Source organism: Butyrivibrio hungatei, assembly GCF_900101605.1.
Classification (GTDB): domain Bacteria; phylum Bacillota; class Clostridia; order Lachnospirales; family Lachnospiraceae; genus Butyrivibrio; species Butyrivibrio hungatei_B.
In genome coordinates, this window is record NZ_FMUR01000025.1 from 1 (window position 1) to 24,028 (window position 24,028).

18 protein-coding genes and 1 pseudogene are annotated in these 24,028 nt (G+C 41.1%); all 19 read left to right on the forward strand.

Annotation, left to right across the window (positions count from 1 at the left end; genetic code table 11):
- Positions 1–836: glucose-1-phosphate thymidylyltransferase RfbA (gene rfbA / locus BLP87_RS15100; RefSeq protein WP_074463414.1), on the forward strand; the 836-nt coding region annotated here is incomplete at its 5' end.
- Positions 837–868: 32 nt separating this feature from the next.
- Positions 869–1,297 carry a hypothetical protein gene (locus BLP87_RS15105; RefSeq protein WP_074463415.1) on the forward strand — a complete coding sequence of 143 codons (429 nt, stop codon included), beginning with the start codon at positions 869–871 and terminating at the stop codon, positions 1,295–1,297.
- Positions 1,298–1,311: 14 nt separating this feature from the next.
- Positions 1,312–1,857, forward strand: a complete 546-nt coding sequence (rfbC, locus tag BLP87_RS15110; protein WP_074463416.1) for a dTDP-4-dehydrorhamnose 3,5-epimerase — start codon at positions 1,312–1,314, stop codon at positions 1,855–1,857.
- The gene (locus BLP87_RS15115) at positions 1,854–2,930 is read left to right on the forward strand and encodes an ABC transporter permease (protein WP_242871883.1); all 1,077 of its coding nucleotides are present in this window, start codon (positions 1,854–1,856) and stop codon (positions 2,928–2,930) included. The genes rfbC and BLP87_RS15115 overlap by 4 nt, the downstream gene beginning before the upstream one ends.
- A 65-nt stretch (positions 2,931–2,995) precedes the next feature.
- Positions 2,996–4,402 carry an ABC transporter ATP-binding protein gene (locus tag BLP87_RS15120; RefSeq protein WP_074463417.1) on the forward strand — a complete coding sequence of 469 codons (1,407 nt, stop codon included), beginning with the start codon at positions 2,996–2,998 and terminating at the stop codon, positions 4,400–4,402.
- Positions 4,386–6,545, forward strand: coding sequence for a class I SAM-dependent methyltransferase (locus tag BLP87_RS15125; RefSeq protein WP_074463418.1), 2,160 nt, complete (start codon positions 4,386–4,388; stop codon positions 6,543–6,545). Before BLP87_RS15120 ends, BLP87_RS15125 begins: the two co-directional genes overlap by 17 nt.
- A gap of 9 nt (positions 6,546–6,554) precedes the next feature.
- A complete protein-coding gene (locus tag BLP87_RS15130; RefSeq protein ID WP_074463419.1) occupies positions 6,555–8,666 on the forward strand; it encodes a glycosyltransferase in 2,112 nt (703 codons plus the stop codon).
- Positions 8,667–8,692: 26 nt separating this feature from the next.
- Entirely contained in the window at positions 8,693–10,753 is a 2,061-nt protein-coding gene (locus BLP87_RS15135) for a glycosyltransferase family 2 protein (protein WP_074463420.1), read from the forward strand.
- Between the two features lie 63 nt (positions 10,754–10,816).
- Positions 10,817–12,556, forward strand: a complete 1,740-nt coding sequence (locus tag BLP87_RS15140; RefSeq protein WP_074463421.1) for a phospho-sugar mutase — start codon at positions 10,817–10,819, stop codon at positions 12,554–12,556.
- A gap of 70 nt (positions 12,557–12,626) precedes the next feature.
- Positions 12,627–14,030 (forward strand): glycosyltransferase family 2 protein, encoded by a 1,404-nt coding sequence (locus tag BLP87_RS15145; protein ID WP_074463422.1) that lies wholly within the window; start codon positions 12,627–12,629, stop codon positions 14,028–14,030.
- 5 nt (positions 14,031–14,035) lie between these two features.
- Positions 14,036–15,007 carry a glycosyltransferase family 2 protein gene (locus BLP87_RS15150; RefSeq protein WP_074463431.1) on the forward strand — a complete coding sequence of 324 codons (972 nt, stop codon included), beginning with the start codon at positions 14,036–14,038 and terminating at the stop codon, positions 15,005–15,007.
- On the forward strand, positions 15,004–16,392 hold the full coding sequence (locus tag BLP87_RS15155; protein ID WP_074463423.1) for an undecaprenyl-phosphate glucose phosphotransferase: 1,389 nt from the start codon (positions 15,004–15,006) through the stop codon (positions 16,390–16,392). Before BLP87_RS15150 ends, BLP87_RS15155 begins: the two co-directional genes overlap by 4 nt.
- A 146-nt stretch (positions 16,393–16,538) precedes the next feature.
- Complete coding sequence (locus BLP87_RS15160) at positions 16,539–17,825, forward strand: LCP family protein (RefSeq protein ID WP_074463424.1); 1,287 nt, start codon at positions 16,539–16,541, stop codon at positions 17,823–17,825.
- 209 nt (positions 17,826–18,034) lie between these two features.
- On the forward strand, positions 18,035–18,964 hold the full coding sequence (locus tag BLP87_RS15165) for a glycosyltransferase family 2 protein (protein WP_074463425.1): 930 nt from the start codon (positions 18,035–18,037) through the stop codon (positions 18,962–18,964).
- A gap of 48 nt (positions 18,965–19,012) precedes the next feature.
- On the forward strand, positions 19,013–19,627 hold the full coding sequence (locus BLP87_RS15170) for a GTP pyrophosphokinase (protein WP_420314848.1): 615 nt from the start codon (positions 19,013–19,015) through the stop codon (positions 19,625–19,627).
- A 308-nt stretch (positions 19,628–19,935) separates the two neighbouring features.
- Positions 19,936–20,421: a hypothetical protein gene (locus BLP87_RS15175; protein WP_074463427.1), complete on the forward strand. Its 486-nt coding sequence runs from the start codon at positions 19,936–19,938 to the stop codon at positions 20,419–20,421.
- A gap of 28 nt (positions 20,422–20,449) precedes the next feature.
- Positions 20,450–22,048: a LysM peptidoglycan-binding domain-containing M23 family metallopeptidase gene (locus BLP87_RS15180; protein WP_074463428.1), complete on the forward strand. Its 1,599-nt coding sequence runs from the start codon at positions 20,450–20,452 to the stop codon at positions 22,046–22,048.
- A gap of 192 nt (positions 22,049–22,240) precedes the next feature.
- Complete coding sequence (locus tag BLP87_RS15185) at positions 22,241–23,533, forward strand: UDP-N-acetylglucosamine 1-carboxyvinyltransferase (RefSeq protein ID WP_074463429.1); 1,293 nt, start codon at positions 22,241–22,243, stop codon at positions 23,531–23,533.
- A gap of 232 nt (positions 23,534–23,765) precedes the next feature.
- A pseudogene (locus tag BLP87_RS15190) lies at positions 23,766–24,028 on the forward strand (IS4/IS5 family transposase); the annotation flags it as partial.

The following is a 24,028-nucleotide window of genomic DNA, read 5'->3' on the forward strand; positions in this document are numbered from 1 at the left end:
CAAGACTTTATCCGCTTACCAGAGCTATTTCAAAGCAGATAATGCCGGTATATGACAAGCCGATGATCTACTATCCGCTTTCAACTCTTATGCTTGCAGGTATAAGAGATGTACTTATAATTTCAACTCCGAGAGACCTTCCTATATTTGAGGATCTTTTTGGAACAGGTGAGCAGCTTGGAATGAATTTCAGCTATGCTGTTCAGGATCAGCCAAGGGGACTTGCCGATGCATTTATCATCGGTGCGGACTTTATCGGCAGCGACTCTGTTGCACTTGTTCTTGGAGACAATATTTTCTACGGACAGAGCTTTTCAAAACTTCTTCGTGATGTGGCAGCAAGAGAAAAAGGTGCCACAATCTTCGGATATTATGTAAGAGATCCCAGAGCTTACGGAGTTGTTGAGTTTGATGAGAACGGAAAGGCTATAAGCATTGAAGAGAAGCCTGAGAATCCCAAGAGTAACTATGCGGTTCCGGGGCTCTACTTCTACGACAACGATGTTGTTGATATAGCAAGAAATGTAAAGCCTTCAGCCCGTGGCGAGATTGAGATAACAAGCATAAACAATGAATATTTAAGAAGAGGAACTCTTCACGTTGAGACAATGGGAAGAGGATTTGCATGGCTTGATACAGGTAATCACGATTCACTTCTTGATGCCGCTGATTTCGTATGCGCATTCCAGAAGAGACAGGGACTTTATGTATCATGTATTGAAGAGATTGCTTATAAGCGCGGCTTTATTAACAAGGAACAGCTTCTTAAGCTTGCTGAGCCTCTTATGAAGACCGACTACGGCAAATATCTGGTTGAGGTTGCAAACGGACTTTGATCGGATATTAGGATAAGAATCTGAGGTTGCAGATGGACTATAAAGTATTCAGGACGGCGGTGCTTGCTATTGTCAGTACGCTAATTTTGGTGCTGGTCATAGTCTATGCGACAAATGCCGACAAAATTAAAGAAATTTTCGGTAAGGGAGGAGCTTCCGATACGGAAGCTTCTGCCGATACTTCTTCAAGTAGTGATTTTGGCATGTACGGAGAACAGATAGGGGATAATACTCAGGCCTTTTTGTTTGAAGAAGGTTTTTTTGATGCAAATGAGGATATACCTTCGGTTGTTGTTACAAAGAAGGGTGAGAACAGATCTTCAGCAGGGAATTCTACCGAATCCTCTACCGAGGCTTTTAACAGAGCTTCTAATGAAAGTTCTGACGGAGCTTCTTCCGATGCCACGGATGAAGAATTTAATGATTATATAGAACCCGCAGCAATTGTAGGTTCAAACTGAAATGGAGAAAAGAAATGGGTAAGATTAGCGTTGAAACTTGTGATATAGAGGGACTTAAGGTTATAACTCCAACTGTTTTCGGAGATGCCAGAGGTTATTTTGTTGAGACTTATAACAAGAATGATTTTGTGGAAGCCGGTATTGACGTTGAATTTGTACAGGATAATCAGTCTGCAAGTAAGCAGGGTGTTTTGAGAGGTCTTCACTTCCAGAAAAATTATCCTCAGGATAAGCTTGTTCGTTGCATTAACGGAGAAGTATTTGATGTTGCAGTTGATCTTAGAAGGAATTCTGCTACATTCGGAAAGTGGTTCGGTGTTGTTTTATCTGCCGAGAATAAAAAGCAGTTCTTTATTCCCAAGGGATTCGCACACGGATTTTATGTCCTTTCCGAGTATGCCGAATTTGCTTATAAATGCTCAGATTTTTATCATCCAAATGATGAAGGCGGACTTAAGTGGAACGATCCCGATATTGGAGTAGAGTGGCCACTTATAGACGGCGTAGAACTCAACCTTTCCGATAAGGACACCAAATGGGGAGGAATAAAAGAGTTTTGAATAAAAGAATGAAAATCGGAAAACCCCCCAAGAAAAAATTCTTGGGCGTTTTCTATGTATTGGCGTTTGTAATTGCGCTGATAATTGTTTTACATAGCAATCCTCTTGCAGACCAACAAACAGAGATGCTTAAAAAAATATGCGGATGCATTTTGTTAGGTGTCGGATGTATTCTGGTCTATTTTTGGTATGACAAACTTACGGTTTTGCCTGTTGAACTTTGGAACAGCAGAAAACTTATCGCAAGACTTTCCGTTAATGATTTCAAAAAGAGATATGCGGGATCTTCTTGGGGTGCTTTATGGGCTGCCATTCAGCCGGTTGTTACGGTTATTCTTTACAGTATTATTTTTGGCAAACTCTTTCCGACTGCTCCTCATATTCTTCCTGACGGAAGAGAAGTTCAGCATGTGCTTTACCTCACAGCGGGGCTGGTGCCGTGGTTCTTCTTTGTAGAAGCGCTTAATAACGGAACTACAGCACTTCTTGAATATAACTATCTTGTAAAAAAAGTTCTTTTTAAAATAAGCATTCTTCCTATTATCAAAATAATTGCAGCAATGTTTATTCATATATTCTTTTTGGGTGTGCTTCTTGTGATGGCCTGGTGTATGGGATATGAGCCGAGTATTTATTGGATCCAGCTCATTTATTACATCGGATGTGAATTTATACTGGTGTTGTCGATCAGTTACGCAACCTGCGCTCTCGTTGTCTTTTTCAGAGACCTCCTTCAGATCATCAGTATTATAATTCAGCTTTTGCAGTGGTATACACCTATTCTTTGGGATTTAAACAACGATATTATAAATCGTGTCAGAGATCATTTTGTTAATGACCTGCATCTGACGATAGAGGAAATAAGGCTATATGAGGATCTGATAAAGGTATTTGTTAAGCTTAATCCTATGACATATATTGTGGAAGGCTACAGAAGTTCAATCTACGGTGAAACATGGTTTTTTGAGCATTTTTATTCATCAACATATTTCTGGCTGTGTGTAATAGTGCTTTTCTGTATAGGAACAGTTCTATTTAAGCGCCTTAAGCCGCATTTCGCAGATGTACTTTGAGTATGACAAACGCATAACAGAGATGTGTTATGGGGAACAATCCATAGATTATGGGGATTTTTTAAATGAAGAATGATATAGCGATTGAGGTAAAAAACCTCACTAAATCATATACGCTTTACGAAAAGCCGTCGGACAGGATCAAAGATTCGCTCGGCCTTGCCAAGAGGAAAAAATTTAAGGAAAAGATTGCCTTGAACAACGTAAATCTTACGGTTAAAAAGGGCGAGACTGTCGGAATCATCGGAACAAACGGTTCCGGAAAATCTACGATCCTTAAGATAATAACAGGTGTTCTTACTCCGACATCGGGCGAAGTAAACGTAAACGGCCATATTTCAGCTCTTTTGGAGCTTGGAGCCGGTTTTAACATGGAATATAACGGAATCGACAACATCTACTTAAACGGTATGATGATCGGCTTTTCCGAAGAAGAAATAGAAAAGAGGATGGACGCGATCCTTGAGTTTGCGGACATCGGAGATTATGTATATCAGCCGGTGAAGACTTATTCAAGCGGTATGTTTGTAAGACTTGCTTTTGCCGTTGCGATAAACATCGATCCGGAGATACTTATAGTTGATGAGGCGCTTTCCGTAGGAGACGTATTTTTCCAGGCAAAGTGTTATCATAAGTTTGAGGAATTTAAGAAAAAAGGTAAGACAATCCTCTTTGTGTCACACGACCTTTCAAGTATCAGTAAATACTGTGACAGAGCGGTGCTTCTAAATCAAGGTGTACTTCTCGGTGAGGGAACTCCAAAGAAGATGATAGACATCTACAAGCAGGTTCTTGTAGGTCAGTATCCGCTTCCAAGCAGCGACGGCGAGAATCTTCTCTACGATGACGATATCAGAGAGGCTGCCGCCAAAGCAGACAAAAAAGCTGATGCAAAAATTAAAAAAAGCAGTTCCGAAAAATCCGAAAGTGCCGATAAGGCAGGCAAAAGAAAAGACGGAAAGAAATCATTCAGCGAATGGGCTGCCGAGGAAGAAGCGGGTGCAAATCCCGATACGCTCGAATATGGCGATGGAGCGGCAACCATTTATGAGTATTTTGCTACCGATTCAAACGGAGTAAGGTCGAATTCAATAATAAAGGGAACTGAATTTACCGTACACATGAAGGTCAGGTTTAATAAGGATGTTGCGGCACCTATTTTTGCACTCACCTTCAAGAATATTATGGGAATTGAGATTACGGGTACCAATTCCATGGTTGAGAAAGCTTTTTTGGAACCTGTAAAAGCAGGTGATGAGAAAGAGATAACCTTTACTCAGAAGATGTCTTTACAGGGCGGTGAGTATCTTTTGAGCTTTGGTGTTACAGGATTTGAACAGAATGATTTTACTGTATACCACAGGCTTTATGATGCTCTTAACATTACTGTCGTATCTGATAAGAATACGGTTGGATATTACGACATGAACACAACATGTAAAGTGAGAGATATAGATGCAGGAACAGATTAAGATTGGCAATGTCACACTTAATTTCAAACATTATTCCGGAGTCGATCTGTACAGCGACGGTGCTGTAGAGAACGATCTTCTTGAGATTGTAAAAAATCATAAAAAAGAAGAATTTCAGGAGATCATAGAGAAAAAAGCAAGCTGGCCGATTCTCTATCATCTTTCCGAGCAGAGAGCCAATATCGTTGAGTGGATTCCCATGGATCCAAATGCGAAGGTTCTTGAAGTCGGATCGGGATGCGGAGCAATAACGGGAATGCTTTCAAAGAAAGCTGCAAGTGTTGTTTCATGCGATCTTTCAAGGAGAAGATCTGAGATCAATGCCTACAGGAACAGAGAATGCGGAAACGTGACCATTCACGTCGGAAACTTCAGAGACGTTGAGCCCGATCTTGACAAGGATTTTGATTATATTTTCCTTATCGGCGTGTTTGAGTACGGACAGGGATATATCGGAACGGATAACCCTTACGAGAAGTTTTTGCGTATGCTCAACAGGCACCTTAAGAAGGGCGGAAGAATCGTAATCGCAATCGAGAACCGCCTCGGACTTAAGTATTTTGCGGGATGTTCAGAGGACCATCTCGGAACATATTTTAAGGGAATCGAAGGCTATACCGCCGACAGTGTTGCGAAGACTTTTACCAGAAACGGTCTTATAAATATATTTAAAAAATGCGGAATGAATGATTATCATTTCTATTATCCGTATCCTGATTATAAGCTTATGACAATGATCCACTCCGATTCTTATTTCCCTAAGTTCGGAGAACTTCAGGACAATGTCAGAAACTTTGACAGGGACAGAATGGTTCTCTTTAATGAGAAGCACGCTTATGAGGATCTTGTTAAAGACGGAATGTATCCTGATTTTGCAAACTCTTTTGAAGTAATACTGGGACCCGGATTTGATACCGTATACAGTAAGTACAGCAATGACAGAGTCGATGAGTTTAAGATAAGAACAGATATCGCCATAAGCAGAACGGGAAGAAAAGTTATTAAGAAATTCCCGCTAACGGCGGCTGCAAGAGAGCATGTTTTCGGCCTCAGGGATGCTTACCTCGGACTTCAGGAGAAGTTTAGAGGCGGTGATTTCGAGATAAACGACTGCCAGATAGATGAGAATGAAGGCTGCGCCGTATTTTCTTTTGTAAACGGCGTTCCGCTTGCATCACTCCTTGATCAGTGCATTGACAGGGATGATATGGATGCCTTCGACGCACTTATAAATGAGTACATCAAGAGACTCAATTATAAGACTGATTATCCTGTGTCCGATTATGACCTTATCTTTTCCAATATTATGGTAAACGGACCTATCTGGACTATAATTGATTATGAGTGGACATACGGAAAATGTATTCCGCCCAAGGAGCAGGTGTGGAGAGCACTTTATTGCTACAGGCTCGAAGACAGGAAGAGAGAGAAGTTTGATCCGAAGCCTGTCTATGAGAGACTTGGGTTAAAAGAAAAAGAGATGAAGGTTCTTCTTGATGAAGAATATGCATTCCAGAAATATGTTACGGGAAACAGAAAATCTCTCGTTGAAATCTGGAAAGATATAGGAAGAAAAGTCATTGTTCCAAAGGAACTCTCAAAGTCCGCGGATGCGGCAAGAGCTGCAGACTGCATACAGGTTTACTTTGACGAGGGAGCCGGCTACTCGGAGGATGATTCGATATTCCCCGAGGAGCAGTATGATGACAAGAACGAGATAAGTCTCGATATTCAGGTGGATTCAAGGTGTAAGGTGTTAAGACTCGATCCTGCATTTGCACCCTGCATGGTTACCGTGATCGAGGCGGCATGGAATGGATTGTCAATTGAAGACGGCTCGGCAGATATTACGCTGAGACCTGTAAACGGCGAGTGGATCACTGATGATTCCTTTATGTTTAATACAGACGATCCGAATATTGAGTTCGATCTTACGTCGAGCGAACTTGGCGTAAAGGAAAACAATCATCTCACGGTGAAAATTCTTACTACGATGGTTCCCAAAAACGCCGCGGATGCCATTATAAATTCCGTTAATCTTCAGCAGGCCGCCGAGCCAAAGGAAAAAGTGGGGATAATAAAGAAAATCGGAAGAAAGATTGTTGAAAAGCGTGAGGCACGTTATTACAGAGACGAGGAGTAAAAACGGGGAATGCTTAAGGGGTTAGTTAAAAGTACTCTTGCGACAAAAAGAATAGCTAAATACAACAGAATGGTCAATGCCAAGGCATCAGCTTATGACAAGTGGCAGAAGACTATCGAGAAGAACCCTGTTATCCAGGCGGAAGCGCCCGTTCAGTATGAGACGGGAGAAAACGGAGAACTTATACCGCACAAGCTTCCCGAGCCTAAGGTAAAGGTTGTTCCGTATGCAAAAGTATGGGAGATGACTGACGCCAAGAATGATGAAAACACCGTATATATTTTTGTAAGTCCCAAGGGAAAACTTACGAAAAGAGCCGGTGAAGTAATAAAGCAGTATTTTATAGCACATCCCGAGCATAACGTTGTTTATGCGGATGAGGATGAGATCGGAAGCGGCGGAAAGTTTATTCATCCTTTCTTTAAGCCCGACTGGTCACCCGATTCGTATTTAAATGCATTTTATATAGGCAGTCTTTTTGCATGCAGATCGAAGACTGTACATGATGCCATTCCTGAATATGACAATGCTGTCAAAATGCTCGGAGGAACGGCAAACAAGAAAAATTCACCTGAGCAGGTGGGGCTTGAAGCGTCACTTCTGTCAGCCGATGTTCTCTTTTGCATGCTTGCTATTCATGAGAGAGCTTTTGCAAAGAGGACGGGAACAGAGCTTCCAATAGGACATATAAGAGAGGTTTTGTTTCACAGAAATGCGGGGCAGGATGTCTTTTACGGAAGGAGTTTCCATAACTCAAGACACATGCTATTAAAGCCGGTGACGGTGAGTATTATTATTCCGTCAAAAGATCACCCGGAGGTTTTTCAGCAGTGTCTCAATTCGATAATTGAGACGACAAAGGATGCCGGAATAACATATGACATTGTTGTCATAGACAACGGAAGCTCTGCGTCGAACAGAGTAAAGTACGGTGTGTATGCATCGAGAGCACCAAGAAAAAACGGACTTACCAAGATAAATTATATATACAAGCTTCAGGAGTTTAATTTCTCGGCTATGTGCAATCAGGGCGCGAGAAGTTCGACGGGAGAGTATCTTCTTTTCCTTAATGACGATATAGAGGCGGTAAAGGAAGGATGGCTTACCGAGCTTATTTCTCAGGCTCAGTTAAAGCATGTCGGAGCAGTGGGTGCAAAACTCATTTATCCAAAGACAGATCTTATCCAGCATGCCGGAATTGCCAATGTAAGAAGAGGCCCTGTTCATAAGCTTCAGAAGATGCATGACAATAAGAGTCATTACTTTGGCTATAACAGAGGAATCCACAATATGATAGGTGTGACGGCCGCTTGTCTTCTTATCAGCAGGCGAAAGTTCAATGATGTGGGAGGATTCCCCGAGGAACTTAAAGTGGCTTTCAACGATGTTGATTTCTGCTATAGTATTTTTGAAAAGGGTTATTACAACGTTTGTTGCAATCATACTTATCTTTTGCACCATGAGTCTCTTACAAGGGGACTTGATAATCTTGACCCGAAGAAGATGGAACGACTTGCATCCGAGGGCGAGATACTTATGAAGAGACATTCACATCTGTATAATAAGGATCCTTTTTACAGCCCGCATCTTACGGAGGATGAGACGATATCGGCCATCATTCCGCGAGAGGACTATACGCCTGTTGAGGATATTCCTTATATGTCACCTGTTCTTCATGAGAAGGGCATTAAGGGTGCGAGAGAAGATCAGTGTCTCAGAGTCGGATGCGAGTACAATGCTTCCATGGACAACTGGCTTTACGGCGTGAACACGGCTGAGAATCTTGAGGGGTATTATCTCAAGGGATACAGTTTTGTCATCGGATCTGATAATGCGATTTATGATAAAAAACTTCTCCTCAGACTTGTGGAGAGATACGAGGACGGAGCAGGGCCTGTGGGACCTGAAGTTTACAGCTTTACGCCATATATATGGTACAGGCCGGACATCAGGGTAAGGCTTCAGGACCAGGTCAATGTGGACCTTACGGGATATAAGCTCAAGATTAAAAAGGGTGAATTGAAACCCGGATTCTATCAGATCGGAATGCTTGCGATTGACAGAACGAGCAGGCTAAAACTCATTAACTGGGTACCGAATATATTACATGTGAAGAATTGAATGTAAAGAATTGATTGGAAGTTTTTATGTCAGAAAAAGATTTTGATTTTAAAGCAGCATATGAAAAAGAGAAATTAAAGAGCGCCGATCTTGCATCAAGGATAGCTGAGCTTGAAGATAAGAACAGCGAACTTGAATTCAAGCTTTCAAGGATCAAGAACAATCCTATCTGGAAGGCAAGTACGCCCGCAAGAAATGCCATGCATTTTACCATAAGGCAGATTGACAGGGTGAGAAATCAGGGCTCTGTAAAGGGAGTTATAGCAAAGCTAAAGTACAAGCAGATAGAGAAAAAAGCTATGACGCACTACGGTACGGAGAGTTTTCCTACTCCGGAAGTAAGAAAAGAGCAGGAAGAAGCAGTTTTTGCGAAGATGCCGAAGATTTCAATCCTGGTGCCTCTTTATAACACTCCCGAGAAGTTCCTTAGAGATATGATCGAATCCGTGCTTGTACAGACTTATTCAAACTGGCAGCTGTGTCTTGCCGACGGATCCGATGATGAACATGTAGGACTTGTATCTCAGATTGTAAATGAGTACATGAAAGAAGAAAGAGCTTTGGACAAGGAAGGAAATTGCAAGATTTCCTACAAGAAGCTTGAGAAGAACGAAGGAATTTCGGGAAATACAAACCACTGCCTTGAACTTGCAGAGGGTGAGTATGTCGGTCTTTTCGATCACGATGATATCCTTCATCCCGAAGTTCTCTACTGGTATGTCAAAGCAATAAATGAAGAAAATGCGGATTATATCTATTGTGATGAGACTACCTTTAAAGGCGATGACATCAACAAGATGATAACCATGCACTTTAAGCCCGATTATGCTATCGATAACTTAAGGGCAAACAATTATATCTGTCATTTCAGTGTGTTTAAGAGAACTCTTCTTGAGGGAACGGAGCTTTTCAGAACAAAGTTTGACGGAAGTCAGGATCATGATATGATACTCAGACTCACGGATAAAGCTGAGCATATCGTGCATATTCCAAAGCTTCTTTACTATTGGAGATCTCATGCGGGAAGCGTTGCATCGGATATAAGCGCAAAACCCTATGCGATAGAGGCTGCAAAGGGAGCGGTGGCAGATCATTTAAGACGCCACGGCTACGATCACTTTAAGATCACAAGTACCAGAGCTTTTGAGACTATTTTCAAGATAAGCTACGAGGTTGTGGGAACACCGAAGGTTAGCATTGTTATTCCCAACTGCGAGCACGCAGAGGACCTTAGAAGGTGCATTGATTCAATATATGAAAAGTCCGTATATGATAACTATGAGATAATAGTTGTCGAGAACGGAAGTAAGGGCTCCGAGATAAAGGGCTATTATGATGAACTTAAGTCGGGAGCTCTTAAGGATATTGTCAAGGTTGTAGATTTCTACGAGGACAAGAGTAACTTAAATCCTGACGGTTCAAAGCCGAAATTTAATTATTCCAAGGTTGTAAACTATGGTGTCAAAGCGTCGGACGGAGAGTATATCATTCTTCTTAACAACGACACCAAGGTTATAACCGTAAACTGGATAGAAGAACTTTTGATGTACGCTCAGAGAGCGGATGTCGGCGCGGTAGGCGGTAAGCTTTACTTCCCTGACAGAAAGATACAGCACGCCGGAGTTGTGCTTAAGCTCGGTGCTCACAGAACAGCGGGGCATTCACATTACGGACAGGCGGGTATGAACCTCGGATACATGGGCAGACTTTGCTATGCACAGGATGTCAGTGCCGTAACGGGTGCGTGTCTTATGGTTTCACGAAAGAAGTACGACGAAGTCGGAGGACTTGACGAGACTTTTGAAGTGAGCCTTAACGACGTTGATTTTTGCCTTAAACTCAGAGAAAAAGGGTATCTTAACGTATTTACTCCTTTTGCTGAGATGTTTCATTATGAATCTCTTTCAAGAGGCCTTGACCTTGAGGGAGAGAATGCAAAGCGCTACGAAGACGAGTCGGAGCACTTTAGAACAAAGTGGAAGGAAGTTCTTGATAAGGGAGATCCTTATTACAATCCGAATTTTTCTCTGGACAGAAGCGATTACAGTCTGAATGTTGAGGGGTATTCGAGTTTAAGGGACAAGTAAAGCGTGACGGATACAATCATGCTATAATAAACCAGTAGTTTTATCCTAAGGAGGGAAGAAAAAATGAGTGAAGCATCAAAACAGCTTGAATATTGGCTCAATGATTCATATTTTGATGACGAGACTAAAAAGGAATTAATGGCTATCAGGAATGATGAGGCCGAAGTTGAAGATAGATTTTACAGAGAGCTTGAGTTCGGTACCGGCGGACTTAGAGGTGTTATCGGCGCCGGAACAAACAGAATGAACAAGTATGTTGTAAGAAAAGCTACACAGGGACTTGCGAATTATATCAAAAAGAACGGCGGACCTAACGCAGCTAAGAAGGGTGTAGCAATTTCTTTTGACTGCAGAAGATTCTCACCCGAGTTTGCCGATGAGACGGCTCTTTGTCTTGCAGCAAACGGAATCAAGGCTTATGTAAGTGATATCTTACGTCCCACACCCGAACTTTCTTTTGCACTCAGAGAGTTTGGATGTATCGCGGGTGTAATGGTAACAGCTTCTCACAATCCTCCGGAATACAACGGATACAAGGTATATTGGGAAGACGGCGCACAGATCACACCTCCTCATGACAACGGAATAATTGCCGAGGTTATGGCTATCAAGGATTATCATGAAGTTAAGACAATGTCAAAAGAAGATGCCATAGCACAGGGACTTTATGTTTCATTTGGAACCGAGATAGACGACAAATATATGGTTGAGCTTAAAAAGCAGATCATTCATCAGGATGTTATCGATGAGATGGCTGATAAGTTCAGTATTGTATATACACCTTTCCACGGAACAGGCAATCTTCCTGTAAGAAGAGTTTTGAAAGAACTTGGCTTTAAGAATGTATATGTTGTTCCCGAACAGGAAGCTCCGGACCCGGATTTCACAACTTTGGAATATCCCAATCCGGAAGATCCAAAAGCATTTAAGCTTGCGCTTGAACTTGCAAAAGAGAAGGATGCGGATATCGTTCTTGCAACCGATCCCGATGCAGACCGTCTCGGAATTTATGCAAAGGATCTTAAGACTGGCGAATATGTAGGATTTACAGGTAATATGTCAGGTATGCTTATCGGTGAGTATATCTTAAGAGAGCGCACAAATACAAAGACAATGCCGGCAAATCCTGCTTTTGTAACAACTATTGTTACAACGAATATGGCAAAACATGTTGCTGAGAAGTACGGACTTTATTATACTGAGGTTCTTACAGGATTTAAGTATATCGGTGAGCAGATCAAGATCTACGAAGAGAACAACCAGTCTCACAACTATGTATTTGGTCTTGAGGAGTCTTACGGATGTCTTGCGGGAACACATGCAAGAGATAAGGATGCTATCGTTGCCGTTATGTGCCTCTGCGAGCTTGCAGCTTTTTATAAAAAGCAGGGCAAGAGCGTATGGGATGCAATGATCGATATGTATGAAGAATACGGCTATTACAAAGAAGGTCAGTATTCCATCACAATGAAGGGTAAGGAAGGCGCTGAGCAGATTGCGGCTATAATGGATAAGCTCAGAAAGAATCCTCCCAAGACATTTGGAAACTGGAAGGTTGAAGAATTCAGAGATTACAAGACCGGAAAGGTTGTTGATATGGAGAGCGGAAAAGAGTCCGAGACTGGACTTCCGACTTCAAATGTATTGTATTTTGCACTTAACAATGATTCATGGTGCTGTGCAAGACCTTCGGGAACAGAGCCCAAGATTAAGTTCTACATGGGGGTTAAAGGAAAGAACCTGGAAGATGCCGAGAAGCTTCAGAATGAGCTTACCGAGGCGGTAAAAAATGCGATAAAGTAAGTTGAGCTGAGAAAACCTGCTGAGGTTCTTTCGAAGTTATAAAAAACAAATAAGTAAGGTACTAAGAATTATGGGAATCAAAAATGCGGTCATAAAAACAATAACATATGCTAAGCGCAATGGTGTTGAGGCCGCATTTTTTGCTGCCCTTGAAAAATCTTCGTTACGTGCTGCGGAAAAATACGAATATCATCCTCTCTCCGAAGATGTTCTTAAGGAACAGAATCTTGAGTACAGACGTTTTGCGGAGGAAGGCGAGACGGTGAACTTCAGTATTGTTGTTCCTATGTACAACACGCCTTCCGAGTTTCTTAAAGAGATGATCGAATCCGTTATAGCACAGAGCTATGCAAATTGGGAGCTGGTACTTGCGGATGCATCACCGGAGCCTCTGACCGTTGCGGAGGAATATGCGAAGAGCGACCCGAGGATAAAGTACTTTCATCTTGATAAAAATGCGGGAATATCTGAGAATACGAACAGGGCAATTGAATTTGCAAGAGGAGATTATATAGGTCTTTTGGACCACGACGATCTTCTTACTCCCGATGCTCTTTATGAGGTCTTTAGAGTCATTAAAAAGAGCATGAAGCAAAATCATCTGTCCGGATATAAAAACTGTCCTATAAGGCTTATATATTCAGATGAGGATAAGTTTGAGGACGATAATGGTAAGAGGCGCTTTTACGAGCATCATGCAAAGCCCTCTTTTAATATGGACTATCTTTTTTCTAATAATTATATCTGTCACTTTACGGTTGTGAGAGGGGATATAATAAAGAGATTGAAACTAAGGTCAAAGTTTGACGGTGCGCAGGATTTTGATCTGGTTTTGAGAACAAGTTGTGAAGCGGCACTTTCGATGGATATGGCTTCGGGGCAGATGGCGCATATCGGTAAGGTTCTTTACCACTGGAGATGCCACAGTGAATCTACGGCGGCAAATCCCGCAAGTAAGATGTATGCTTATGAAGCAGGACTTCGTGCGATAGAGTCGGCGCTTAATGATGCAAAGATAGATGCAGAAGTTTCCAATCTTCCGCATTTGGGATTTTACAGGGTAGATTATAAGCCTGATATCTTAACATGCAGAAAAGATATAGGCTGTGTGGGTGGAAAGCTCGTAGATGACAAGAAAAAAATCGCGGGCGGAATATATGAGAAAGACAAAACAGCTCTTTATAAAGGGCTTTTGATCGGATATAGCGGCGGACTGCAGCATAGAGCGGTAGTTCAGCAGGATTGCTATGCCGTTGATATAAGGTGCATGGCAATAAGACCTGAATTTGTCAGTGCCTATGAAGAGATTACAGGCCGGAAATATAAGGATACATTTAATGATACAGGCGCAGACGACAGGTTTGCAGGGCTTTCCGAGGATGAAATCGTTGAGCTCAGCCTTCGTGTGTGCGATGAAGTAAGAAAGCGCGGTCTTCGAATCATGTGGGATCCGCAGGTTGTTAAAAGGATATGATCGCTATGGAAACAGTTACGGTGGTAATACCCAATTATAACGGAAAAAAATATCTTGATGACTGCCTTAGAAGTCTTAAGAAGCAGACGTACAGAGATTTTCATGTTATCATTGTGGATAATGGCTCCACGGACGGAAGTGTGGAATATATCAGAAATAACCATTCAGATGTGGAAGTGATCGCTCTTAATGAAAACACCGGATTTGCCAATGCCGTGAATGTGGGCATAAAGGCGTCGGACTCCGAGTATGTTTTTTTACTCAATGATGATACCGTATGCGAAGAGAATGTGATCGAGTCGCTGGTTAAGACCATGAACAGGGGGAAAAAGCTCTTTAGTGTTCAGGCAAAGCTCCTTCAACTTAAGAATCCGGAGCTTATTGATGATAGCGGTGACTATTATTGTGCTCTCGGATGGGCGTTTTCACCCGGGAGAGATAAAAAGAGCGGTTTTCTTACAAAGCAGACAGTCATAACATCTGCTTGCGCAGGTGCTGCGATGTACAGGCGTGCTTTATTTGAAGAAATAGGATATTTTGACGAAAAACATTTTTGCTATCTTGAGGACGTTGATATAGGATACAGGGCAAGAGTAAAGGGATATCTTAATGTTTGCGATCCCGAAGCTGTTGTATATCATGCCGGAAGCGGAACTTCTGGCTCAAGATACAACTCTTTTAAGGTTGAACTTACAGCGGGTAATAACTTATACTTTATCTATAAGAATATGCCGGCTTTGCAGATAATAATAAATTTGCCGCTTATTGTGGCCGGGATAATTATTAAGCATGTCTTCTATGTGCGTAAAGGATTGGGAATGAGCCATGTAAGGGGAATCATGGCCGGTTTTTCCAAAATCTTGAAAAATGCGGACAGAAGACAGAAGTTTGGAAAGAAGGAGTTTCTTGCATGCGCAGGCCTTCAGCTTGAACTGTGGATTAATATTGCAAGAAGATTTGGGGCAACAAGAGTATGATCAAGGACAATCAGGTACATTTGAACAGAGCGCATGTTATAGTGGACGGGCTGATAATAGCCGGTTCATATATTGTGTCTTATTTTATTATCAAGAATCCGAGTATAGGACAGTATTCGCAGGAAGAATATTTTAAATATCTTATTTATGTTGTTCCTGCCTTTTTGTTTCTGTATTACATGATGCAGCTCTATACATCAAGACGGGCACTTAAATTATGGGATGAATTTATTGATATATTTGAGGCAAATGTTCTCGGTGTGTTGGGATTGTATGTACTTTTGTTCTGGATAAGTAAGGAACACTATTCCAGAAAGCTTACTGTTATCTTTTTTGCGATAAATGTTGCTTCGACGACGATAGCGCACGGACTTCTGAGGAAGTTTCTTCAGTTTATCAGGAAAAAAGGATATAACATAAAGCATATTTTGCTTGTCGGATATTCGAGGGCAGCAGAAGGTTATATCAGCAGAATCCTCGACAATCCTCAGTGGGGCTATGTGATCGCGGGTGTTCTGGATGATTTTGTACCGATCGGAACAAGCTATCACGGAATTGAGGTTATCGGAAATACCGATAAGCTTGCAAGTTATCTGGAAAATAATCAATTTGATGAGATTACTATCACGCTTCCTTTGAATGATTATGACAGACTTGAGGAATTTGTTGCACAGTGTGAAAAATCGGGAGTTCACACAAAGTTCATTCCCGATTATTCATCTCTTTTTCCAAGTAATCCGTATACGGAAGATGTGCAGGGAATACCTGTTATCAATATCAGATACGTACCTCTTACAAATTCATTTAACAGGCTTGCAAAGAGGATGGTGGATATAATCGGTTCTTTGATCGGAATTATTTTGTGTTCGCCGGTGATGTTTGTTGTGGCTTTCCTTATAAAGAGTACGGACAACGGGCCTATACTCTTTAAGCAGGAAAGAGTGGGACTTAACGGCAAAACATTCAATATGTATAAATTCAGGAGCATGAGAGTTCAGACCGAATCTGAAGAGAAAAAGGGCTGGACCACAAAGGACGATCCGAGAGTTACAACGATAGGTAAGTTTATCAGAAAGACAAGTATTGATGAACTTCCACAGCTTTTTAACATATTGATCGGTCAGATGAGCATAGTCGGACCAAGACCTGAAAGGCCGCAGTTTGTTGAGAAATTTAAAGAGGAAATCCCTCGATATATGGTAAAACATCAGGTAAGACCCGGACTTACCGGATGGGCTCAGATAAACGGTTACAGAGGTGATACTTCCATCAGGAAAAGAATTGAATATGACCTTTATTACATCGAAAATTGGTCAATGATGTTTGATTTTAAAATAATTATCGGAACGATAAGGTACGGAATTGTCAATAAGAATGCGTATTGAGCGTATAGACTTGTATATTTTTCACTTTTGTGGCAAAATGTATTGGGTATACGCTAACTTTTTTACGCAAATGTTAAAAAGTGTTACAGAGAAATAATGTTAAAAAACGACCAATTTGTTGGGACGACAAGAAGTGGAGAGGTAATATGGCTAATCGTGATGATGAATATTATGACAGAGGCGGTCGCAGACCTTCTCAGAGAGATGATAGATACAGAGATGATATGAAATCTTCGGGAAGAGGCAGAGATTCCAGACCAAGACGTGATTATGATGATTACGACGAAAGACCTGCCAGAAGAAGAGAACCTGAAGGAAGAGGTGCCGGATACGGTGCTCCCAGAAGAGGCGGTCAGCCCGGAAGACCCGGTGCACCCAGAAACGGTAAGAAAAACAATAAAGCGTTAATACTCCTTGTAAGTGAGATCGCAGTAGCATTGTTGCTTTTGGTCGCTGCATACAATATCTTCTTTAAGATGGGAGCAACAAAAGTAGGAAGAGTTAATCTTGATGAATCAGAGATTAATGACAGTATCAGTGATGCAGCTGCAGACAGTGAGCACATGAAAGGATATACAAACATTGCTCTTTTTGGTGTTGACTCAAGAAAGGGACAGCTTGATAAGAAGACAAGAACTGACTCTATCATAATCTGTTCTATCAACAATGATACCGGTGAGATCAAACTTTGCTCAGTATATCGTGATACATGGCTCAATCTCAGTGATGATTCTTATGACAAGTGTAATGCCGCATATGTATACGGCGGTCCCGAACAGGCAATCAAGATGCTCAATATGAACCTTGACATGGATATTAAGCACTGTTATACGATCGGATTCAGAGGATTGACGGATGTTGTTGATGCTTTGGGCGGTGTAGAGATTGATGTTCCCGATAATGTTGTTAAGCATCTTAATAACTACGAGAATACAATGGCTCAGGAACTTAAGATGGAATATAAACCTGTAGAGAAGGCAGGATTGCAGAAACTTACAGGTCTTCAGGCTACAGCTTACTGCCGAGTAAGATATACCGCAAATGGTGATATCGACCGTGCCGCAAGACAGAGAGAAGTAATTCAGGCATGCCTTGAAGAGGCAAAAAAGAGAAGCCCTGCGGAGCTTGAAGAGGTTGCAGAAAAAATATTTAAGGAATCATATACAACACTTAATTTTGATGAAATAGTCAAACTCCTTAAGAATGTTCCTAAGTATGAGATTGTAGATCAGTCAGGTTTCCCTAATCAGGATATGATCAATCCAAATGCCAGAGTTGGAAAGAAGAGTGTTGTAGCGCCTGTTGATCTTGAAAGTAACGTTAAGTGGCTTCATGGATTCCTCTTTAATGATACTGAGTATGCTGTATCTGAAGATGTTAAGAAGTACAGCCAGAAGATCAGTGCGGATACCGGTACAGGTAAGAGCAATTAATCAATCTTCCGGATATTAAGAAATATAGTAAGAAGACTAGCGCAGTTACAGGAAAGTAAGGCGATTTTTAGCAGAATATAATAGAAGGGCCGGGTTCTGTATGAGCTCAGCCCTTTTTTCTGACATAGGAAGTTTCGTCGAAATTCCTTTGACGGAAGTATCGGTAACGCTTTGATTGGGACTGATTATTTAATATAATTGAGGTAGAGATGTATAAAGTTGATGTGATAATACCAACGTATAGGCCGGATAAATCTCTTTTGGAACTGATTGATAATCTTGAAAAGCAATCTGTAAGACCTGAACATATTATCATAATGAATACTGAAGAACAGTATTGGAATGATTTTGTGAATAAGGCAGGTGCTAATCCGGCTGATAAATACGACAATATTATCGTTGAACATGTGAGCAAAAAAGAATTTGACCACGGAGAGACCAGAAACCGCGGAGTAATGCTTTCTTCCGCAGATTTTTTTCTTATGATGACACAGGATGCATTTCCAAGGGATAAGGCACTTATAGCTTCTCTTGCGAAGTCGCTTGATGAGGATGTTGCGGCAGCATATGCAAGACAGTATCCGAGACCTGATTGTAATCTTGCGGAGAGATATTCAAGAAAATTCAACTATCCGAACGAGTTTATCAGAAAAACTCAGGCGGATGTAAGCAGATTGGGAATAAAGACTTATTTTTGCTCAAATGTATGTGCCATGTACAGGCGCGATATATACGATAAGATAGGTGGATTTACGCATAAGACTATCTTTAACGAGGATATGGTATATGCGGGAAATGCATGCCAGAAGGGATATGCTATATGCTATGTTCCCGAAGCGGGAGTGGTTCATTCACATAACTACACCTGTATGCAACAATTCCACAGAAATTTTGACCTTGGAGTATCACAGACGGATCATCCCGAGATATTCGGCAATATAAGTTCCGAGTCAGAGGGAAAGAAGATGGTCGGACAGACTGTCAATCATTTCAGACATATAGGAAAGGGATACCTTATACCGCATTATATAATTATGTGTGGTTTCAGATGGCTGGGTTACAAGCTTGGCAGAAATTATCAGAAATTGCCACAGCGTTTGGTGACAGCGTTTTCGATGAACAAGGAATATTGGGTGTAAATAATGGAATTAGATCTTTCAGGAAGCAATATTAAAATATCCGATGACATGCATACATGGGAGGAGGTTAACCTTCTTTATAATGCTGCGCTGAAACAGATACAGACCAAGATTGAAATCCTCAATGAGGAATTTCAGGAGGTTCACAGATATAATCCTATTGAGCACGTTAAGGCCAGAGTTAAAGGGGCTGAGAGCATTGTCAAAAAGCTTAAGAGAAACGGATACGAATCTACCATTGAGAATATGGTGCGCTATGTGAATGATATAGCAGGTATTCGTATAATATGCTCTTTTACATCCGATATTTACAGAATAGCTGAGATGATCAGCAGCCAGAAGGATATTCAGGTGCTGACCATTAAGGACTATATCATGAATCCCAAGGACAGCGGATACAGAAGCTATCATATGATCGTTTCACTTCCTGTTTATCTTTCGGACAGGATAGTAAACGTGAAAGTTGAGATTCAGATAAGAACAGTTGCAATGGATTTTTGGGCTTCACTTGAGCACAAGATTCAATATAAATTTGAGGGGAAGGCACCGGTGCATATAAATACCGAGCTTTATGAGTGCGCCAAGATGGTGGCCGATCTGGATGCCAGAATGTTGTCCCTTAATGATGAGATTCAGGCAATTGAGAATACTACCGCAAATTAACGGTAGTAGAGGCATTTGGGGGTAAATGTCTTAAAAAGCCGTATTAATGAGGAGTGGCCAGACACATCGCTGCGCCCGGCCTATTATGAAAAAATCTATCTAAATTTTAAATTAAGTTCGTCGTTGTTTTGCTCTGAAAATACTATACAAGTTAAATATGAACAAAGTATGAACGGCCAATGAACAAATGGTAAAAGTACACAATAATAAACTTTTTGATATTACAATCTTGTCTAATTTGCATAATGGATGATAAGCTATATTGTATGCAGATTAGGGGAGTAACGCATTTATGAGGAGGGAACCTTATGGAGAACTTTATGGACAAACTTGCTGAAAAGTTTAGCCCACAGGACATAATAAAAGCCAACTCCCAGGCGGAGATGGCAGAAGCCCAGAGAATCAAGAAGGAAGCCGAACACTACAGGAAAGAAATCGAAGAATTGCGCAGGGATGCTGCAGATTACAGCAGGCAGCTTGAACAGCTTGAGGAATTGATAGAAGCTTCAAGGGATTATGCGGAAGAGTTTGATAAAGTTTTCAATAAAATAGATGAGAGCAATACCAAGACTCATGATGTCGGTGTACAGATATACAGAAATGTTCAGGCGATTGTGGATAAAAATCGCGAAAAAGTCGAGGAAGAGATGACTGAGATCAACAAGAAGATGGAAACGGTTCTTGATATCGTTGAATATAAAAATAATGCGGTTGGTCCGCTACTTATAATTATATTACTTATTGTTGTGGCAGATCTTTTGTTTAATGTTTTAAGGATATTCGGAGTACTTTAACCAGCTTATATAGAAAGACTTTTATGCGATGAATTTAAGAGATACGGTATTTAAAAAGAAGATTAAAATATGGTTTTTGGAATCGACGGTGATAATTATCTTTTTGTGGATTTTGTTCATGCCAAACATGACTAATTACCAAAAGAATGAAAATAATTACTTCACGATAAAGATAAACGGTCAGGAAGTTGGTAAAGTGGGTTCACGAAACGATGCCTATGAAGCTTACAGATACGCCAGAAGAGCAATCGCAAAGGGGAATGACGATCTTACTCTTACTATGGCAGATCTTTCTATCGAAGGCGAGAGTAAGATGTGGGGTGTTGTAGAATCACCTGAGAAAATAGCAGCCAAGATGGCCGCAGTTCTCAATCAGAGTAAGATTGATTCGATCCAGAAGACATATTCTGTTAAAATAAATAAGTTTTCTTTGAATCTGGCAAGCATTGATGAGGTAAAGAATCTTTTGGAACGTGTTATTTCTATGTACGATGAGAAGGACATGTTTGATGTGAATCTTGAACTTGATTCTACCAGAGAAGTAAACGTGCTGATGCCCAAGGTTCAGAGTAAGGAAGAGATTCAGGAAGAAGAGGGCACGCTAAAGCCGCTCCTTTCAAATATCGGCGTAAATAAAGTTATAAGAGATGCGGCAGATGCTGCGGATATAAAAAGCGATTATAAGGATTTCAATGATTTCAAATATGGACTGGTTAAAATTGATTTTAACGATAAGATAGAGATTGTTGAAAGTTATCTTCCGTCCTATAAATTGGCAAATCCCGATACGGCTTTCACCGATCTTACGGGAGATAAGGAAAAAGAAGAAACATATGAAGTACAGACGGGTGACAGTTTATATAGTATAGCCGTTCATCATAACCTGACTGTCGATCAGCTTGTTGAGATGAATCCTGATAAGCTTCAGGATGCGGCTTCAACAATAAGAGATCACGACAACTTGACGGTTGTGGTTCCGAGACATGAGCTTTCTGTAAGATATGTCATGGAAGAGCTTCGTAAACATGAGAGTTATCAGGCACCCATATCAAAAATTACAAATAAAAAGTGGTTTACGACCGAGCAGAAGGTTGTTCAGGAAGCGGTTCCCGGAGTTCGTGATGCGGTTCTTCTTACAACTTATGTGGATAACCGAGTGGAAGGCACTCCTGAAGTTGAAAAAGTTGTAAAGACCAAAGAAGCCGTTCCTAAGGTTATTGAAATCGGAACAATTGAGCCGCCTTCATATATCAAGCCTATATCCGGAGGAAGATTGTCTTCAGGATTTGGTCCGAGAAAAAGACCTACCAAGGGTGCCAGCACCGTCCATAAAGGTGTGGACTGGGCAACGCCGGTAGGAACTACTGTCGTTGCATCCGCAGCCGGAACTGTAACAAGAGCCGGTTGGGGAAGTGGATACGGTTACTGCGTATATATCAAGCACAATGACGGAAGAGAAACAAGATATGGTCATCTTTCTAAGGTTGCATGCTCTGTAGGACAGAAAGTAAATCAGGGAGATAAGATTGCATTGTCAGGAAATACCGGTGTTTCATCGGGACCTCATGTACATTTTGAAATTCGTGTCAATGATAAACCTGTTAACCCATTGGAATATATTAATTAAAATGGTATAATTATTAATAATTTATTAGCGAAATGCGTAAAAACCTGCTCATTTTGTTGAAAAAACACGGTACCATGGGGGCTCTGCTTGTTTTGACACAGTGTTGGTATTGTGCTATTAATATTAGATGTCGAGTGTAATTAGGTTGGTGCTACATTTGTGGTTAGATTACCCGGCAGGGAAAGGTTATATATGGAAAAGTATATTATTAAAGGCGGAAATCCGCTTGTAGGTGAGGTGGAGATAGGAGGAGCCAAAAACGCTGCGCTTGCGATTTTGGCAGCTTCAACTATGACGGATGAGGTCGTACATATAGAAAATATGCCTGATGAGTCGGACACTAATGTTATGTTACAGGCTATTGAGAGTATCGGAGCGATTGTTAAGAGAACAGGTAGACATTCCGTTAAGATATGTGCTTCACAGATCCACGACTATGTTATAGAGAATGATTATATCAAAAAGATAAGGGCATCATATTATCTTTTGGGAGCACTCCTTGGTAAGTACAAGAAGGCAGGAGTTGCACTCCCCGGAGGATGTAATATCGGACTCAGACCTATAGACCAGCATATAAAGGGATTTAATGCTCTCGGAGCATCGGTAAACATTGAGCACGGGATTATTGCCGCACATGCTGATAAGCTTACAGGTAATCACATCTATCTTGATGTTGTAAGTGTCGGAGCTACCATCAATATAATGATGGCTGCTGTAATGGCAGAGGGACTGACTGTTATTGAGAATGCCGCCAAAGAGCCTCATGTAGTTGATTTTGCAAACTTCCTTAACAGTATGGGCGCAAATATAAAAGGCGCAGGTACCGATGTTATAAGAATTCAGGGAGTTGAGAAACTTCACGGTACAGAATATGCCATTATTCCCGATCAGATTGAAGCGGGAACATTTATGCTTGCTGCAGCTGCAACAAGGGGTGACATTACTATAAAAAATGTTATTCCCAAGCATCTTGAATCAATAAGTGCCAAGCTTATTGAGATGGGATGTCAGGTTCATGAATCTGATGATGCAGTACGTGTAGTTGCGACAAAGAGACTTCAGAATACACATGTTAAGACTCTTCCTTATCCCGGATTTCCTACGGATATGCAGCCTCAGATGACGGTTGCACTTGGACTTGCAAGTGGAATCAGTGTTGTTACGGAGAGTATTTTCGAGAACAGATTTAAATATGTTGATGAACTCACCAGAATGGGTGCCAGCATTAAAGTTGAAGGCAGCTCAGCAATAGTAGAGGGAGTTAATAAATATACGGGGGCAACAGTTTCGGCTCCTGATTTAAGAGCAGGCGCGGCGCTTGTAATAGCGGCACTTACTGCAGACGGTATTTCCACAGTTGAGGATATTAAGTATATCGAACGTGGATATGAAGACTTCGATAAGAAGCTTCGTGAACTCGGAGCACATATCGAGAAAGTTGAGAGTGACAGAGAAATACAGAAATTCAGACTTAGAAATGCATAAAGAAAACAAATCTTTTTGAAAATAATTAAGACGGTCAATCGTGTGATCAATGTCATTAAGTTAAGATGACAGCCCAAAAGATCTCTATGTCAGAAATGACATAGGGGTCTTTTTTTCTTAAAAGGTATTGACAGATTATCGTAAATGTGTGGCCGCTTTCGCTACTGATGTTTTAAAGGTAGCGAAAGCGGCCCTTGTAATTAAGGAAAACTTGATTGCAAGGAGGTCACATATGAAACCAAAACACATTAAAAAGCTTTTATTATCTGAAATCACTACCACTACTCAAAACATGTTGGATTATGTTGTTAATCCCAAAGTAGATTTCACTAGGAATCGTAAGCTTCCATTCGAAAAAATAGTCAGAGCTATCATCGAGATGGAAAGCAAGAGTATAACCAATGAGATGATTGATATCTTCCATGATGTCAGTTCATTGCCATCTGCCTCGGCTTTTGTTCAGCAAAGACAAAAGATTAAGCCCGAATTTTTTAG